The organism is Streptomyces sp. NPDC051976, from assembly GCF_040680795.1.
Classification (GTDB): domain Bacteria; phylum Actinomycetota; class Actinomycetes; order Streptomycetales; family Streptomycetaceae; genus Actinacidiphila.
This window is the reverse complement of the sequence record NZ_JBFAXL010000002.1, coordinates 335,744-351,826: the sequence shown is the minus strand read 5'-3', so window position 1 is coordinate 351,826 and position 16,083 is coordinate 335,744. Positions and strand designations below refer to the sequence as shown.

Below are 16,083 nucleotides of genomic sequence, written 5' to 3'. Positions count from 1 at the left end.
CCCAAGGGAACCGCAGATGCCAAAGCAACCGCGCACCTCAGCGCAGCCCCTCGCGGGCAGTGAGCGCGCACCGAGCCCCGACAGCACGCTCGTCGGGCCCGCCGACCCAGGCCAGGAGGTCGAAGTCACCATCCTGGTACGGCCGAAGGAGCGGCTCAGCGACGACTCCGTGCTCGCCGGGCTCCGGGTCGACCCGGCGGACTTCGCGGCGCGCTACTCCGCGACCGAGGAGGACATCGCACGCGTCGAGGAGTTCGCCACCACGCACCACCTGGAGCTGCGCGGGTCCGACGCCCTGCGGCGGACCGTCCGCGTGGCGGGCACCGTCGCACGGCTCAGCGAGGCGTTCGGCACCGAGCTGAACGTGTACGACACCCCGCACGGCCGCCATCGCGGCCGGACCGCCGCGGTCATGCTGCCGCCCGGCCTGACGGACGTCGTGGAGGGCGTCTTCGGGCTCGACGACCGGCGGCAGGCGAGGCCGCACTTCGTCGTACGGCCGGCGCCGGTGCCGTCGCCCTTCCTCGCCGCCACCCCGACCGCCTTCACCCCGCCCCAACTCGCCCAGCTCTACGGCTTCCCGTCGGACGCCGACGGCACCGGGCAGACCATCGGCATCATCGAGTTCGGCGGCGGCCACTCGCAGGAGGACCTGGACGTCTACTTCGACGGGCTCGTCCTGCCGTCCCCCCAGGTCGTCACCGTCTCCGTCGACGGTGTCACCAGTTCGCCCGACCCCACCGACCCGAACAGCCCCGACGGCGAGGTGATGCTCGACATCGAGGTCGCGGCCGCCGCCGCGCCGAACGCCTCGATCGTCGTCTACTACGCGCCCTTCACGGAACAAGGCTGGGTCGACGTCCTGCGCACCGCGGTCCACGACGCGCAGAACGCCCCCAAGATCCTCTCCATCAGCTGGGGTTGGGCCGAGGGCTTCGAGCTGTGGACGCAAGCGGCGCTCAACGCGGTCAACGACGCCTTCAAGGAGGCGGCCGCCCTCGGCATCACCGTCTTCGTCGCCTCGGGCGACGACGGGGTGGCCGACGACCAGACCGACGGCCATGTGCACGTCGACTTCCCCGCGTCCAGCCCCTTCGTCACCGGCGTCGGCGGCACCACCCTCACGCAGTTCGCGGCGACCGGCGTCGAGTCGGTGTGGAACAACGGCCCCCGCAAGAACCCGGGCGGCGGCTCCTCCGGCGGCGGCGTCTCCCGCTTCTTCGCTCGGCCGCAGTACCAGTCGACCGTGTCCGTACCGCCGTTGCCGGGCCATCCCGCCCCCGGGCGCGGCATGCCGGACGTGGCGGCGGACGCCGATCCCAACAGCGGCTACATCGTGCGGGTGCACGGCCAGGACGTCGTCATCGGCGGCACCAGCGCCGCCGCCCCGCTGTGGGCCGCGCTCGTCGCCCGGCTCAACCGCAAACTGGGCCGGAATCTGGGGTTCCTCAACCCCGCGCTCTACAGCACCCTCGGGCCGAAGCACGCCCTGCGGGACGTGACCGTCGGCAGCAACGACACCACCGGCACCTTCGGGGCGTACCACGCGCACGTCGGCTGGGACGCGACCACGGGGTGGGGGGTGCCGATCGGTACGGTGATCTCCGATGTGCTCTCCGGCGGCCCGGGCCCTGGCCCTGGCCCGGCACCGGGCCCCACCCCGCATCCGGGTCCGACCCCGACTCCGCACCCCGGCCCGACGCCGACACCTCATCCCGGCCCGACCCCGCACCCCGGCCCGACACCCCATCCGGGGCCGACCCCGCACCCGGGCCCCACACCGCACCCCGGTCCGACCCCGCACCCCGGCCCGGGCCCTGCTCCGGGCCCCGGCCCCGGTCCCGGTCCTGGCCCCGGCCCCGAAGGCCCGGAGACGGAGCTCACGCGCTGGACCCCGCCCGCCTGGATCCCCGTACCCGGCGTCGGGCAGGCCGTCGCGGTCGGCGCCGACGGGACCACCTGGGCGATCGGCGCCACACCGGCGGTCGGCGGCTTCCTGGCCCACCGGTGGGACGGCACGCGCTGGGAACCCGGCGAGCGCGCGGCCACCCGGATCGCCGTCGGTCCCCGCGGCGAGCCCGCCGTGGTCGACCTCTACGGCAGGGCCGCACTACGGGAAGGCGGCACCTGGCGCGCACTCCCCGGCATCGTCAACGACATCGCCTTCGCCCCCGACGGCACCCTGTGGGCCCTCGGCGGCGCCCCCGGGGTCCCCGCCCACCAACTGCTGCGCTGGGCAGGCTCCGACTGGGTCCAGGAGAACGCCACCGGCACCCGTCTGGCGATCGGCCCCGACGGCCACCCCCTGGTCATCGACGCCCTCGGCGGCCTCCAGCGCCGCGGCGCCACCGGCTGGACCACCATCCCCGGCACCTTCACCCACGTCACCACCGCCCCCGACGGCACCCTCTACGCCATCGGCACCGACCGCCTCGGCTACGCCTTCACCCCCTACGGCCGCCAGATCATCGCCGGCCACCTCACCGACCTGGCCGCCGGCCCCTCCACCACCTGGGCCATCAAGGAAGACGGCCGCATCCTCCGCACCCTCTGACCCCCGGGGGCCCCGCCACGGCGGGGCCCCGCCATCCCACGCCGTGGCTCGCGCGACCGGTTCAGCGCTGCCGACCGGCCGACGGCGCGCGGCGGTCGAGGCCGACCACCACGTTCTCGTAGAACCGGTCCACCGCCTCGTCCACGCTGCGGATGAAGCCCGACTCGGCGGTGCCACGAGTGCTGCCCATGCCCTTGAAGAGCGAGAGCCGGAAGCCGGTGATCCTGGCGCTGTCCTTGGGCAGGATGTCGGCCGGTTCCGGGCGCAGCCGCTCCAGGGTGCCGCGCGGGCCGCCGCCCCGGCCGTCGACCAGGGTCTCCACATGCAGGTCGGCGGGGGCGTCGGCGAGTTGCCGTACCAAGCGCTTCGCCCAGGTCAGCGGCGAGCCCTGGCCGGGAGCCGGGATGTCGATGGACGTCCGCAGCTTGCTGGTGCGCAGGTCGGCGGTGAGACCGAGGATGCCGGGGCTGTCCTCGATCCGCAGCTCTGCCTGGAGACGGCCGTCGCGGCACAGCCGGTCCGCCAGCTCCGCCCGTCGCGAGTGCGGATCGGTACCCCTCCTGACCCGCTGCACCGGCAGCACCTTCTGGCCCAGCTCGCCACCGAGGCGCAGGCAGACCTGGCGGATCAGCCGCTCCCAGTTCTCGACCACGTCGACCGCGCGCTTGTCCCCCTCGCAGAGGGTCTCCTCGTCGATGCCGTTGCGCACCGGCACCCAGGCGGGGCCCATGTTCTGGAAGCCGTGGCAACCGGAGTTCTCGTGCTGGAGGTAGAGCAGCAGCTCCTGGAGCAGCCAGGCGTGAGCGGCGTTGCCCACGCCTTCGTGCCGGATCAGCATCTGCGCCTGGTGCGCCACCTCGGCCCAGGACAGGTGCCACAGCGCCACCTTGTGCTTGCGACGGCCGTCGGTGGTCACGTCCACCAGCGGACTGCCCTCCAGCGCCACGTCGTTGGAGAGAGTGATCACGGCCTCGTACGCACGCCGGGCCGCGATGTCCGCGTAGTCCTGCACCTGCGCGGTCCGCAGCGGATTGCCGTTGGTCTTCGTCTCGACCAGCGCCGTCCACAACTTGCCCGCCCGCTCCACCCGGATCAGCCCGTCGGGGCGCTTCGGACTCTCACCGCCGTGGGGCAGCGCCACCTCGGTGTACGTCTCCATCCGCCCGGCGGGCGCGCCGAAGGCGGCCGTCAACCGCCGCCCGAACTCCGGCACCTGGGCCATCACCGACAGCAGGACGGACGTCGCCCGCGTCTCCCGCTCACGGTCGCTGCGCAGCGTCGAGACGGGGAACAACCGGGCCGAGCGCCACGAGTCGTTCTCGGCCAGCGACCTGCGCGTGACGGCGGGGAGCGTCACCTTCTTCCTGGCCGTGCGGGGCCGCCGGGCGGGCGGCGCCTGCTCGACGGGCGGTGCGGGGGGCGCGCTGTCCCGGTCATTCGCCGGGAGGGCCGTACCCAGCGGGGGCGCCACCGCGGCCACGACGATCGCCTCGGCGCCCGGGCTCCCGGCTCTCGGTTCCTCCACGCCCGCCGGCGCCGCACCGGATTCCGCCACGCCGGGTTCCTCGGCGGCCGGCTCCTCCGCGTCGTCGACGTCGATCCCGAAGTCCGTGGCCAGGCCCGCGAGTCCGGAGTCGTACCCCTGACCGACCGCACGGAACTTCCAGCCGCCGTCCCGCCGGTACAGCTCCCCGAAGATCACGGCGCTGATCCCGCCCGCGTCCTCGATCCCGAAGCGCAGCAGCGCCTCCCCGGTACGGTCGGCGAGCGTCAGCCGCAGATCGTCCAGATCGCCGAACTCCGCGCCCCCGTAACAGCTCGCGGCTAAGACGATCCGCTGGACGTCCTCGGGGGCGGCCGTCAGGTCGAGACTGATCCGGTCCTCGCTTCCGCTCTCGGTCGGCGTCTTCCCCAGGAGCTGCACACTGCCGTCCGCCGCCGCCGCGTTGTTGTAGAAGTAGAAGTCGGCGTCGCTGCGCACCTTGCCGTCGGCCCCGAGAAGCAGCACGGACACGTCCGCGTCGCCGTCACCGCTCGCGCTGCTCCACCCCAGGCTGGCGATCACCGCTCCGGCGTGCTCGCTCAGCGCCGCGAGCGCGACATTGCCGCCCTTGGCCATCTCCCGCATGTGCCCCCCTGCCTCACGGGCGCGGCACCGCCGTCCCCACGGCAGACCGCCGCCCGTGGATATGTGACCCCGCACACATTCCGCGCGCGTTCCTGCACCTTAGCGTCCGAGGTCGACCGGTTCAGGCCGATTGGGCACCAGGGCCTGTCCGCAGCATCTCGTCCACCGTCACCAACGCGTAGCCGTCCGCGAGGAGTTGGTCGATGATGCGGGGGAGGGCCTCGACGGTGTGGGTGCGGTCGCCGCCGCCGTCGTGCATGAGGATCACGGAGCCGTCGGTGGCGCCGGAGAGGGCGCGGGTGGTGACGGTGTCGGTGCCCGGGCGGCTCCAGTCGCGGGTGTCGGTGTCCCAGAGGACCGTGGTGAGGCCGTCGGCGGCGATCCAGTGGAGGACGTCGGGTGAGCGGTCGCCGTACGGGGGGCGCATCAGGGTGGGGCGTTCGCCGGTGACGGCGGCGAGGGCGTCGGCGGTGGCGTCGAGTTGGTGGCGGACCTCGTCGCGCGGGAGGCGGATCAGGGAGGGGTGGGACCAGGTGTGGTTGGCGACGGTGTGGCCCGCTTCCTGGATACGGGCGATGGTGCCCGGCAGGGCGCGGGCGTGCAGGCCGACGCAGAAGAAGGTCGCGGGTACGGCGTAGTCGCCCAGGATGTCCAGCACCTGGTCGGTGTAGGGCTGGTGGGGACCGTCGTCGAAGGTCAGGGCGATCTGGCGGCTGCCCGCGGGTCCCCTGGCGAGCCAGCGGCCCTCGCCGCCGAGGCGTTGTTCGTACGGTGCGCTGGCCGCGATGGCCGCGTCCTGGGCCGCGATGTCCGCGGGGGTCGGGTCCGGCGCCGCGCCCTCGGTGTGGAAGCCGGAGGCCAGCCGCAGCGCGTCCTGGCCGCGCCCGGCGGTCCGGCGGGCCCGCACCACCCGCAACCCGGCGCCGTGCAGGGCGCCTTCGAGGACGCCGTTGGACGGGTCGATCACGGTGAGGGCGCCGTCGCCGCCCAACTCCCTTATGTAGCCCAGCAGTCGGCCGACGCCTTCGGGGTGCGCGGGGAAGCCCCGCGGGCCCCGGGTGCGCCCGTCGGCGTGGACCGCCGCCGCCTCGTAGCCCTCGCTGCCCCATGCGACCCCGACGACCCACACCCGGCCCACCGCCCCCTCGTAGCGCCCGCCCCTGGACCCGTAGTGTGCGCCGAGGGGACGCGCCCGGGGTAGGGTCCGGCGGCTCAGAGGTCGGTGATCTCCTCGGCGTAGACGGAGGAGAGCGGCTGCGGGCCCACGTACTGCTGGCAGTTGCAGGGGCCCGGCTCGAAGTGGGTGGGCTTGCGGTCGGCGTCCCAGCCGGTGGGGACCTCGACGATCTCGTGGCACTTGCCCGACTTGTCGTGCTTGGCCAGGTGGTGGGTGCAGCCGCAGACGGGCTCGGGGGAGCGTCCGGCCGCTTCGAGGGCGCGGCGCTCCTTGCTCTCGGCCTCCAGCCGCTCCATCTTGCGCTCGTGGCGGGTACGGAAGGCGGTGCGGGCGGTGTCGGCGATCGACGTGAAGCCGCCGACCGCGAAGAGCGCGATGAGCCACCAGAGCCAGTTCATGTGCGGGCCGTTCCCCCTCGTCGTACGGTCTGCGGTGCCGTGTGCGGAACCTACAGCGTAAGGCGAACGCCCGGCCCACCGGCAGAGCGGTGGACCGGGCGCCGGGAGGACGGGCGGTCAGGCGCCCGGCCGGCTACGGGAGGGAGTTGATCTGGTACGAGTCCCCGTAGGTCTTCCACTTCAGCGGCGGGTCGAGGTTGAGGTTGCCCGCCTTGAGGAAGACGCGCTGTTCGGTGTCGACGCGGCTGGTGTCGTCGTGCGCGGCCTCGGTGAGCATGGCGGCCTTGCGGGCGTCGAGGAAGGCGTTGAGGTAGGTGGTCTCGTTGCCGCCCTGGGCCGGGGTCTTGGCCTTCTTCATGGCGGTCTTGCGGATGCCGCCGAAGCTGGTGGAGTCGTCGCCGGGGCCGTGCATCACGATGGCGTCGTAGTAGATGAACTGGCCGAGCGTGCCCAGGCCGTCGGACTTCGCCTGGTTCACCGAGGGGTTGAAGTAGACGCGGTCGCGCTCGTCGTTCTGCGCCTGCTGGAAGACGGTGTCCTTGGCGGCGGTCTTCCACGCGCTCACGAAGGCGGAGCCGAGGCCCGAGTGCGAGTCGCTGCCGTTGACCTTCTTCAGGGCGGGCAGGTACTTGGCGAGGGCGTTGCCGGGCTTGAGGTCGGTGTAGTGGTTGACCAGGTCGAGCATGTCGCCGGTGCCCGAGCAGAAGCCGATGATGCCCGCGGTGTAGCCGCGGCCGTCACCGATGTCCTCGATGTACTTGTACTGCGCCTTCCAGTTCAGCGAGGAGTTCTCGGCGCTGGAGACCAGCTCCATCGCCATTTCCTTCTTGTGCGAGTCGGCCAGACCCGCGCCCGACGACGCCTTGGCCGAGACGGCGGTCGTGCTCGCGCCGGCGGCGTTGCCGGTGGTGGCCAGGGCGAGCGAGGTGCCGCCCGCGGCGAGTACGCCGACGGCGGCGATCATCGCTATCCGCCGGGTGGACCCGCGGCCCGACCGGTGGGACCTGGCGTGGGGGGAGGACTGCACGTGCGTCTCCGTTTCCGGCCGCTCCGGGAGGGAGCGGCCCATTGCGGGGTCCTGCTGCGCAAACGCAAAGCTCTCAAGTGCTCAGTTAGGAAGCTTTCCTAACCAATGGCCAGCATTGAAGCACTGACCGCACCCGCTCGCCAAGAGCCGGGAGCAAAGCCGATGCACAGGAGTCACACTGGAGACATGTGCCGAAGCATCAAGACGCTACGCCCCCCGATGACGCCGGACGCGGACGAGGACGACATCAGGGCCGCCGCCCTGCAGTACGTACGCAAGATCTCCGGCTTCCGCGCGCCCGCCGCCCACAACAGGGAGGTGTTCGACGCGGCCGTGGAGGCGGTCGCGGCGGCCACCGCGCAGCTGCTCGACGGCCTGGAGGTCCGCGGATCCCACACGGCGGCGGCGCACACCGGGCAGCACACCGGGCACGCCGCACACGAGGCCGCGCACGCCGCCGCTACCGCCGACGCGTAGCCCGCACGCCGCCCGCATCGCGCCGCGCGGGCGGCCAGGCTCTAGCGTGGCCGCATGCAGCACATGACTGAGGCCGAGTGGCGCGCCTTCGCCTCCACCGGCACCCGTACCGGCAAGCTCGCCGTCCCGCGCAAGAACGGCCTTCCGCACGTCACTCCGGTCTGGTTCGTCCTCGACGACACCGACCTGGACGACATCCGTGTGGTCTTCAACACCGGGCACGAGTCACTGAAGGCCAAGGCCCTGCGCCCGCGACCCGCACTTCGCGCTCTGCGTGGACGACCAGGAACCGCCGTACTCCTTCGTCCTCTTCGAGTGCACCGCGGAACTCGTCGAGGAGACCGCGCTGGTCAAGCCCTGGGCGACCCGGATCGGCGCCCGCTACATGGGCCAGGCCCGCGCCGAGGAGTTCGGCGCCCGCAACTCGGTCCCCGGCGAGTACCTGGTCCGCGGCCGTATCGACCGCGTGACGGCGCACGCCCACATCTCCGCCTGAGCGGACGGAGAAGGACGAGAAAGCAGGAGCGCGGCGGCCGACGGCCGGCTCAGCCGTACGACAGCTTCGAGCAGGGGTTGGTGTCCGCGCTGCGGGCCTGCTGGGTGAGGGTCTTGGGCAGCGGCTTCGGGGCCGTGGTGCCGCCGTTGGCCGCGAAGTCCTGGCCGAGGACCAGGTTGAGGCCGGAGATGTTCAGCGGCACGAGCTGGGCGCCGGGGAAGAGCTTGGCCAGCGTCTGGGCCTGCGTCTTGTTGGCGGAGCCGTACTCGATACGGGTGGTCGGGTGGTCCTGCGAGTGCGCGGTGGCGGTGCCGGTGACGGTGAAGCCCGCCGCCTTGAGCTTGTCCGCGCCCTTGCCCGCCAGGCCGTCAGTGGTGGTGCCGTTGAAGACGGCCACGGATATGCCCTGGCCGTTGACGGTCGGCGCCGGGGTCGGCTTCGCCTTGACCTTGCCCGAGGCGTCGATGCCGGACAGCGTGCGGTTGGCGCGCAGTTCGGCGAAGAGGTCGTCGACGTCGGGGTGGACCAGGTCTATCCGCGCCCCCGCGTACTTCCAGGGGGCGGTGATGAACTGGATGTTCTTCAGGTCGATGCTCTTGAGCGACAGGCCGAAGGACATCAGCTTCTGGGCGGTGCCCAGGCCCGGGTCCACCGTCAGCGACTTGGTCGCGGCGTTCGCCAGCGGCAGCAGGGTGGTGGGGTTGAGGCCCTGGCCCTTGACCTTGGAGATCAGCGCGGAAAGGAACGCCTGCTGGCGCATCATGCGGCCGACGTCGGAGTTGTCGCCGACGCCGTGGCGTACGCGGACGTAGTCCAGTGCCTTCTGGCCCGACAGGTTCTGCATGCCCGCGGGGAGGACGACCTTGCCCTTGTAGCCGAGGTTGGGGTTCATGTCCCCCTGGTAGATGTTGTTCGGCACGCAGACCTCGACGCCGTGCACGGCGGAGGTCATGGACGCGAATCCGGCGAAGTCGACCACCATGGTGTGGTCGACGCGCAGGCCCGACATCTTCTCGATGGTGTTCTGGGTGCAGGCCGGGTTGCCCTTGGCGGTGTTGCCCATGGAGAACGCCGAGTTGAACTGGGCGTTCGGCTGGTCGGGCGACCACTTGCCGTCGGGCAGCAGGCAGGGGGGTATGTCGACCATCGAGTCGCGGGGTATGGAGACACCCACGGCGTGCTTGTGGTCGGGGTAGACGTGCAGCAGGATCGTGGTGTCCGAGCGGCCGATCGCGCCGGAGGCGGAGCCGCCGAGCTTGCCGTTCTCGCCGGAGCGGGTGTCGGAGCCGATCAGCAGGACGTTCTCGGGGGTGTCGCCGTTGGCGTCGGCCTGGGACTTCGCCGGGCGGTTCTTGCTCAGCCCTGCGGCGTCGAACGTGGAGATGTTCGCGTTCAGCTTGAGGTAGATCGCTCCGGCGCCGCCCACGATGAGCACGACGAAGGACACCACGATCGCGATGATCCAGCGCTTACGACTGCGCTTACGTTCCGGCTTACGCCCACGAGCGCCCATTCCCACACCTTCGGTCCGGTGGCTCACGCGCACATGACGGAAGCCCCAACGTTTACCACTTCTCCAAGTCCGTTTATATGACCGGCGTCACATACGACTTGGCTTCGGGCGGATACCCGGCCAGACACTGTACGTCGTGAACATTTGGGTGACCGATGATGTGTGGAGGGTGACCGAAGCGGAGCGGGCGCCTCACGGCGCAAGCGCTTCCTCCAGCGTCCACACGGGACAGAAGACGCCGTCGAGACCGGTCATCGCGAGCAGCTTGCGGGTGGGCACATGCGCGACGGCCATCCGCAGATCGCCGCCGCGCTCGACGACCCGGCGGCGGGTCCGCAGCAGCAGCGACAGCCCGAAGCAGTCGATGAAGTCCACCGGGCCGAGGTCGAGCACCACCAGCAGCGGCCGCGGCCCCTGGGCCGCCGCCTCCAGGTGCGGGTCGACATGCAGCGCGCTGCCGAGGTCGATCTCGCCGCGCAGCTCCACCACGAGGACGTCCCGTATCCGGTAGCTCCGGGCGTACGGGGTCTCCGGCGGGCTCTCCTCGCCCAGCCGACGGTCAGGCTCCGGCCGCTCCCCGTGGTGCACCGTTCGTCCCCCGTCCCCCGTACGTGACCTGCGGCAAACGTATCCGCGCCGTAGCGTCACGGGGGAGGCTGCCCGGGAGATCAGGGGCGGTTATTCACCCGGATGGGTGAAGGGACCGGCCGGGACGGAACGGGCTCAGAACGGGAACGGCGTCCTGCCGTGCTGGATGGACACCCACTGGACCGTGGTGAACGCCTCGACCGTCGCGTCGCCGTTCAGCCGGCCCACCCCGGACGCCTTCTCGCCGCCGAAGGGGACGATCGGCTCGTCGGCGATCGTGCCGTCGTTGATGTGGATCATGCCGGTCTCGATCCGGCGCGCGAACCGTACGCCCCGCTCGATGTCCCGGGTGTGGACGGCGCCGCTCAGCCCGAAGGGCGTGTCGTTGGCGAGCGCCACCGCCTCCTCGTCCCCGTCGAAGGGCAGCAGCAGGACGACCGGGCCGAACAACTCGCGGCGCAGGACGGGCGCGTCCGCGGGCAGGCCGGTGAGGACGGACGGCGACACCAGGGTGCCGTCCGTCTCGCCGTGCAGCAGCGCGGTGGCGCCGCCCGCGATCGCGTCGGTGACCGCGGTGGCGAGGTGCTCGGCCTGGGTGGCGTTGATCAGCGGGCCGATCTGGGTGCCCGGGTCCGCCGGGTCGCCGACCCGCAGCGCGGCGACCTTCGCGACGAACTTCTCGGTGAACTCCCGCTCCACCGACCGGTCGACCAGCACGCGGTTGGCGGCCATGCAGACCTGGCCCTGGTGGGCGAAGCGGCTGAAGACGGCGGCGTCCACCGCGTAGTCGAGATCGGCGTCGTCCAGCACCACCAGCGCGCTGTTGCCGCCGAGTTCGAGGACGGTCCGCTTGAAGTGGGCGGCGGCGACCGTCGCCACATGGCGGCCGACATGGTCCGAGCCGGTGAAGGAGATGACCTTCGGCACCGGGTGCTCGATGAACGCGTCGCCGATCTCGGCGATGTCGGTGACCACCACGTTGAACAGACCGGGCGGCAGCCCCGCGTCCTCGAAGATCCTGGCGATCAGGGTGCCGCCGACGATCGGGGTGTTCTGGTGCGGCTTGAGCACCACCGCGTTGCCCAGCGCCAGCGCCGGGGCGATCGACTTCAGGCCGAGGAAGAGCGGGAAGTTGAACGGGCTGATCACACCGACGACGCCGACCGGCAGCCGGTAGAGGCGGTTCTCCTTGCCGTCGACCGGCGAGGGCAGGATGCGGCCCTCGGGGCGCAGCGCGATCTGCATGGCCTCGCGCAACATGTCCTTGGTGAGGGCGAGTTCGAAGCCCGCCTTCAGGTAGGTGCCGCCCAGCTCGGCGATGATCGCCTGGGTGATCTCGTCCTCGCGCTCCTCGACGATCGCGAGCGCCCGCTCGAACACCAGCCTGCGGGCGTACGGGTTGACCTCGGCCCACTCGCGCTGCGCCGCGGCGGCCGCGCGGTACGCCTCGTCCACCTCGGCGGTGGTGGCGACGGTCACCGAGGCGAGCTTGTCGCCGTTGTACGGGTTGAAGTCGACGATGTCCCACGATCCGGAGCCGGACCGCCACTGCCCGCCGATGTACTGCAGGGCTAACTCGGAGAAGTAGGACACCGTTGTCCCTTTCGTCGGGTCGCGCTGTGTACGGTCGTGGGGGATCACAGCTCGCGGTGCAGTGCGTTCAGCCAGTCGAGCGACGCGGCCGGGGAGAGGGCCGCCCTGCTCAGGGCGTTCATGGCCTTGTCGTACTCGACGACCTCGTCCGGCTTGTCGATGTAGAGGGCGCCGGTGAGCTGCTCCAGGTAGACCAGATCGGGCAGGTCGGACTCCGGGAAGCTGAGCAGGGTGAACGCGCCGCCGCCCGCCGCGTGCCCGCCGGTGGCGAACGGCAGGACGCGTACGTCCACATTGGGCTGCTCGGCGGCTTCGAGTATGTGGCGGACCTGGTCGCGCATGACCTGGGAGCTGCCGAAGGGACGGCGCAGGGCGCCCTCGTCCATCACGGCGACGAAGTGCGGCGCGCGCTCGGAGACCAGCAGCTTCTGCCGCTCCAGGCGCAACCCGACCCGGCGTTCGACCCAGGGCTCGGCGCCCTCGGGGTGGCCGAGCTTGATGACCGACCTTATGTAGTCCTCGGTCTGCAGCAGGCCGTGCACGAACTGCACCTCGAAGGTGCGGATCAGCGCGGCGGACTCCTCCAGGCCCACATAGGTCTGGAACCAGGTCGGCATGACCTCGCCGTAGCCGTGCCACCAGCCGGCGGCGTTGGCCTCGCGGACCAGTCCGAGCATGGCGGAGCGCTCGGCCTCGTCCGTCACCGAGTAGAGGGTGAGGAGGTCGGCGACGTCCCGCTCCTTGAAGCTGACTCTGCCCAGCTCCATACGGCTGATCTTCGACTCGGAGGCACGGATGGAGTACCCGGCGTCCTCCCGGGTGATCCCCCTGGACTCCCGCAGCCTCCGCAGCTGCGCTCCGAGCAGCATTCGTCGCACGATGGACCCGCCTCCCGGCTGCCCTGCGCTCATGGGTCACGCTCCGCCCTAGGTTCATCAGCAGTCTGCCACTAACGGACTGCGCGCAGTACCCATTCGGTCACTCTCCATCGTCACGTGCATCAATTCCTTGCAGATGCACGTGCAGACGCTCTTGCATCAGAGGGTGCTGATCCATGAGCATGGTGACCGTGCAGATACCCCGGGGGCACATATGAAGGCTGAGGCTGTAGCCGTGCTGGAGCCGTTATGGCAGGGAGTCCTCGCGCCCGAGCGACTCTCCGCAGGTAACGGGGCCACCTGCGAGCTCCCCGCGGCCTTCGAGTCGGTGCGCGAAGCGCGCCGCTTCACCCGGACGACGCTGCAGCACTGGGATCTCTCGGCGCTCCTCGACTCCATAGAACTCGTCGCCTCGGAGCTGGTGACCAACGCCCTGCGGTACGCGGTCCCGGTCGGCACCCCTGGCGCACCGGTCCGGCTGAGCCTGGTCCGGTGGACTTCACGCGTGGTCTGCGCGGTGCGCGATCCGAGCGCGGTGGCGCCTGTCGCCAAGGACCCCGACTTCGTGGCCGAGACCGGCCGCGGGCTGCACCTGGTCGACTCCTTCAGCGAGAACTGGGGCTGGCACCCGCTCGCCGGCACGGGAAAGGTCGTCTGGGCGCTTTTCCTGACGCCCGGCCGACCGCTGTAGGGCTTACGCCCTCATTTGCGGCATGGTTACGGCATGTTTTACGGCATCAGATGATCGAACTCGCCCGCCTTGACGCCGATGATCATCGATTCGATCTCAGCTCGGCTGTATATCAGTGCGGGGCCGTCCGGAAAGCGCGAATTGCGCACCGCGACATCTCCGTCCGGCAGCGCCGCGAACTCCACGCAGGTGCCATTGGCATTGCTGTGAAGACTCTTCTGCCAGACCACCCCGCGTAGGTCTTCTGCGGCCATTCCGTTGTGCGTCCGGCGCATCAGCCACTCCCCATAAGTGCCATGTCTGGTACGGGAGATGATAACTCGTGCAGCGAGCACGTGCATGTGCACGTGCATGTGCACGTGCAGTCACTCGGCGTGATCTTCTGGCCTGGCCCCTCACGGCCCGGCTACCCGGAAAAGGGGCGGAGGATACCCCCGTACGGTCCGATACGATATTGACGGTCCGTAGACGAATTCCTCACTCCGCGCAACGAATTGGGAGCAGCCTGCAATGGCTCGTCACCTCATCACCTCAGCCCTCCCCTATATCAACGGGATCAAGCACCTGGGCAACATGGTGGGGTCCATGCTCCCGGCCGACGTCTACTCGCGGTACCTGCGCCAGCGCGGCCACGAGGTCCTCTACATCTGCGCCACCGACGAGCACGGCACCCCCGCCGAGCTGGCCGCGAAGGAGGCCGGGCTGCCGGTCGACACCTTCTGCGCCCAGGCCCACCTGGCGCAGAAGGCCATCTACGACGGCTTCCAGCTCTCCTTCGACTACTTCGGCCGCAGCTCCTCGGCGGAGAACCGCGACATCACCCAGCACTTCGCGCGGCAGCTCCAGGCCAACGGCTTCATCGAGGAGCGGGCGATCCGCCAGGTCTACTCCCTGGACGACGAGCGCTTCCTGCCCGACCGCTACATCGTCGGCACCTGCCCGCACTGCGGGTACGACAAGGCGCGCGGCGACCAGTGCGAGAACTGCACCCGGGTGCTCGACCCCACCGACCTCATCGAGCCGCGCTCCGCGATCAGCGGCAGCAGCGCGCTGGAGGTCCGCGAGACCAAGCATCTCTTCCTCCTGCAGTCGAAGCTGGCGGGCGAGGTCGAGGCGTGGATCGACGCGAACGGCTCCGAATGGCCGACTCTGGCCTCCTCGATCGCCCGCAAGTGGCTCACCGAGGGACTCCAGGACCGCGCGATCACCCGCGACCTCGAATGGGGCGTCCCCGTACCGGCCGACACCTGGCCGGAGCTGGCCGCCGAGGGAAAGGTCTTCTACGTCTGGTTCGACGCGCCGGTCGAGTACATCGGTTCCACCAAGGAGTGGGCGGACGCCGCGGCGGACGGCGAGACCCGCGAGTGGAAGTCCTGGTGGTACGAGGCCGACGACACGGTCCGTTACACACAGTTCATGGCGAAGGACAATGTCCCCTTCCACACCGTGATGTTCCCGGCCACCCAACTGGGCACCCGGGAGCCGTGGAAGAAGGTCGACTACGTCAAGGCGTTCAATTGGCTCAATTACTACGGCGGAAAGTTCTCCACCTCCCAGCGCCGCGGCATCTTCACCGACGCCGCACTGGAACTGCTGCCCGCCGACTACTGGCGCTACTTCCTGATGGCGAACGCGCCGGAGTCCGATGACACCTCCTTCACCTGGGAGTTGTTCGCCGCGGGAGTCAACAAGGATCTCGCCGACACACTCGGCAACTTCGTCAACCGCGTGCTGTCCTTCTCCCGTAAGCGGTTCGGCGACGAGGTGCCCGCGGGTTCCGCCGCCGGTGAGGCGGAGGCGAAGCTCGGCGAGCAGATCGCGGGTCTGCTGGCGGAGTACGAAAGCCACATGGAGACACTGCAGTTCCGCAAGGCCGCCCAGTCGCTGCGCGCGCTGTGGAGCGCGGGCAACTCCTACCTGGAGGAGAAGGCGCCCTGGATGGAGATCAAGACCGACCCCGACGGCGCCGCGCTCACCCTGCGCACCGCGATGAACCTCATCCACCTCTACGCGGTCGTCTCCGAGCCCTTCATCCCGGCCTCCGCCGCCGCGATGCGGGCCGCGTTCACGCTGCCCGACGACACGGCCCCCTGGGTCAGCGCCGACGAGGCCCGCGCCTTGGCCTCGGTGCCCGCCGGCACCCCGTTCACGGTGCCGCCGGTGCTCTTCGCCAAGATCAGCGACGAGGACCTGGCGTCATACGTCGAGCGCTTCGGCGGCGACCCGGACGCCCAGGCGTAGTACGGCGGTTCGGCTCCGGCTTCGGCTCCGTGCCGCCGCCGTCAGCGAGGGCACGGGACGCGGCACGGCAGCGTCACCTGGCCCGCTGAGGCGGCGGCTCCGAGCCCGGGGAGCGGGGTGTGCGGTACGGGCGCGGAGCGGCCCGCCGTGCCGGTCGCGGCCTCCCCCGAGCGCGGCGGCGGCAGGCGCAGCGGCCCCTCCTCCGCCACCCGCGAGGGCCGCGCTCCCGCGCTCGACTCGGCGCAGCCGGTGAGCGCGAGGGTGACGGCCGCGGTGACGAGGAGAGCCGCGAGCGCGGTGGGACGGGTGGTACGCATGGCAG

At 70.9% G+C, this 16,083-nt stretch carries 14 protein-coding genes and 1 pseudogene; 5 read left to right on the top strand and 10 right to left on the bottom strand.

Annotation, left to right across the window (positions count from 1 at the left end; translation table 11 throughout):
* The first annotated feature begins 16 nt into the window (after nucleotides 1-16).
* Nucleotides 17-2,554, top strand: a complete 2,538-nt coding sequence (locus AB0M29_RS03920; RefSeq protein ID WP_365378404.1) for a protease pro-enzyme activation domain-containing protein — start codon at nucleotides 17-19, stop codon at nucleotides 2,552-2,554.
* A gap of 61 nt (nucleotides 2,555-2,615) precedes the next feature.
* Here AB0M29_RS03920 and AB0M29_RS03915 read toward each other — a convergent pair whose 3' ends face one another.
* From AB0M29_RS03915 to AB0M29_RS03900, 4 genes are all read right to left on the bottom strand, one after another.
* A complete protein-coding gene (locus tag AB0M29_RS03915; protein ID WP_365378626.1) occupies nucleotides 2,616-4,673 on the bottom strand; it encodes a TerD family protein in 2,058 nt (685 codons plus the stop codon).
* A gap of 130 nt (nucleotides 4,674-4,803) precedes the next feature.
* Complete coding sequence (locus AB0M29_RS03910; protein ID WP_365378401.1) at nucleotides 4,804-5,820, bottom strand: polysaccharide deacetylase family protein; 1,017 nt, start codon at nucleotides 5,818-5,820, stop codon at nucleotides 4,804-4,806.
* 74 nt (nucleotides 5,821-5,894) lie between these two features.
* Nucleotides 5,895-6,257, bottom strand: a complete 363-nt coding sequence (locus AB0M29_RS03905; protein WP_365378398.1) for a hypothetical protein — start codon at nucleotides 6,255-6,257, stop codon at nucleotides 5,895-5,897.
* Between the two features lie 133 nt (nucleotides 6,258-6,390).
* The gene (locus tag AB0M29_RS03900) at nucleotides 6,391-7,221 is read right to left on the bottom strand and encodes a chitosanase (protein WP_365378624.1); all 831 of its coding nucleotides are present in this window, start codon (nucleotides 7,219-7,221) and stop codon (nucleotides 6,391-6,393) included.
* Between the two features lie 249 nt (nucleotides 7,222-7,470).
* On the opposite strand from AB0M29_RS03900, the gene AB0M29_RS03895 reads away from it, so the two are divergent.
* Nucleotides 7,471-7,761, top strand: coding sequence for a DUF2277 domain-containing protein (locus AB0M29_RS03895; protein ID WP_365378395.1), 291 nt, complete (start codon nucleotides 7,471-7,473; stop codon nucleotides 7,759-7,761).
* Between the two features lie 63 nt (nucleotides 7,762-7,824).
* Nucleotides 7,825-8,257: pseudogene (locus AB0M29_RS03890) on the top strand (PPOX class F420-dependent oxidoreductase).
* A gap of 49 nt (nucleotides 8,258-8,306) precedes the next feature.
* Here AB0M29_RS03890 and AB0M29_RS03885 read toward each other — a convergent pair.
* The 4 genes from AB0M29_RS03885 to AB0M29_RS03870 all read right to left on the bottom strand — a co-directional run bounded on the left by AB0M29_RS03885 (nucleotide 8,307) and on the right by AB0M29_RS03870 (nucleotide 12,862).
* The gene (locus AB0M29_RS03885) at nucleotides 8,307-9,770 is read right to left on the bottom strand and encodes an LCP family protein (protein WP_365378392.1); all 1,464 of its coding nucleotides are present in this window, start codon (nucleotides 9,768-9,770) and stop codon (nucleotides 8,307-8,309) included.
* Nucleotides 9,771-9,962: 192 nt separating this feature from the next.
* Nucleotides 9,963-10,358: an anti-sigma factor antagonist gene (locus AB0M29_RS03880; RefSeq protein ID WP_365378389.1), complete on the bottom strand. Its 396-nt coding sequence runs from the start codon at nucleotides 10,356-10,358 to the stop codon at nucleotides 9,963-9,965.
* Nucleotides 10,359-10,493: 135 nt separating this feature from the next.
* Nucleotides 10,494-11,951, bottom strand: a complete 1,458-nt coding sequence (locus tag AB0M29_RS03875; RefSeq protein ID WP_365378386.1) for an aldehyde dehydrogenase family protein — start codon at nucleotides 11,949-11,951, stop codon at nucleotides 10,494-10,496.
* Nucleotides 11,952-11,995: 44 nt separating this feature from the next.
* On the bottom strand, nucleotides 11,996-12,862 hold the full coding sequence (locus AB0M29_RS03870; RefSeq protein WP_365378384.1) for a helix-turn-helix transcriptional regulator: 867 nt from the start codon (nucleotides 12,860-12,862) through the stop codon (nucleotides 11,996-11,998).
* Nucleotides 12,863-13,064: 202 nt separating this feature from the next.
* Here AB0M29_RS03870 and AB0M29_RS03865 point away from each other — a divergent pair, with 202 nt between their 5' ends.
* The gene (locus AB0M29_RS03865) at nucleotides 13,065-13,520 is read left to right on the top strand and encodes an ATP-binding protein (protein ID WP_365378381.1); all 456 of its coding nucleotides are present in this window, start codon (nucleotides 13,065-13,067) and stop codon (nucleotides 13,518-13,520) included.
* Nucleotides 13,521-13,558: 38 nt separating this feature from the next.
* On the opposite strand, the gene AB0M29_RS03860 is transcribed toward AB0M29_RS03865, so the two are convergent.
* Nucleotides 13,559-13,795: a DUF397 domain-containing protein gene (locus AB0M29_RS03860; RefSeq protein WP_365378378.1), complete on the bottom strand. Its 237-nt coding sequence runs from the start codon at nucleotides 13,793-13,795 to the stop codon at nucleotides 13,559-13,561.
* Nucleotides 13,796-14,030: 235 nt separating this feature from the next.
* Between AB0M29_RS03860 and metG the strand changes: the two genes are divergently transcribed.
* A complete protein-coding gene (gene metG, locus AB0M29_RS03855) occupies nucleotides 14,031-15,761 on the top strand; it encodes a methionine--tRNA ligase (protein ID WP_365378375.1) in 1,731 nt (576 codons plus the stop codon).
* Between the two features lie 41 nt (nucleotides 15,762-15,802).
* On the opposite strand, the gene AB0M29_RS03850 is transcribed toward metG, so the two are convergent.
* Nucleotides 15,803-16,078, bottom strand: a complete 276-nt coding sequence (locus AB0M29_RS03850) for a hypothetical protein (protein WP_365378373.1) — start codon at nucleotides 16,076-16,078, stop codon at nucleotides 15,803-15,805.
* Nucleotides 16,079-16,083: the final 5 nt, after the last annotated feature.

Bases quoted from the DNA above. Each gene is read 5' to 3' on its own strand.
- AB0M29_RS03920 (WP_365378404.1), top strand. From the start codon at position 17: ATGCCAAAGCAACCGCGCACCTCAGCGCAGCCCCTCGCGGGCAGTGAG.
- AB0M29_RS03915 (WP_365378626.1), bottom strand. From the start codon at position 4,673: ATGGCCAAGGGCGGCAATGTCGCGCTCGCGGCGCTGAGCGAGCACGCC.
- AB0M29_RS03905 (WP_365378398.1), bottom strand. From the start codon at position 6,257: ATGAACTGGCTCTGGTGGCTCATCGCGCTCTTCGCGGTCGGCGGCTTC.
- AB0M29_RS03900 (WP_365378624.1), bottom strand. From the start codon at position 7,221: ATGATCGCCGCCGTCGGCGTACTCGCCGCGGGCGGCACCTCGCTCGCC.
- AB0M29_RS03895 (WP_365378395.1), top strand. From the start codon at position 7,471: ATGTGCCGAAGCATCAAGACGCTACGCCCCCCGATGACGCCGGACGCG.
- AB0M29_RS03885 (WP_365378392.1), bottom strand. From the start codon at position 9,770: ATGGGCGCTCGTGGGCGTAAGCCGGAACGTAAGCGCAGTCGTAAGCGC.
- AB0M29_RS03870 (WP_365378384.1), bottom strand. From the start codon at position 12,862: ATGAGCGCAGGGCAGCCGGGAGGCGGGTCCATCGTGCGACGAATGCTG.
- AB0M29_RS03860 (WP_365378378.1), bottom strand. From the start codon at position 13,795: ATGCGCCGGACGCACAACGGAATGGCCGCAGAAGACCTACGCGGGGTG.
- metG (WP_365378375.1), top strand. From the start codon at position 14,031: ATGGCTCGTCACCTCATCACCTCAGCCCTCCCCTATATCAACGGGATC.
- AB0M29_RS03850 (WP_365378373.1), bottom strand. From the start codon at position 16,078: ATGCGTACCACCCGTCCCACCGCGCTCGCGGCTCTCCTCGTCACCGCG.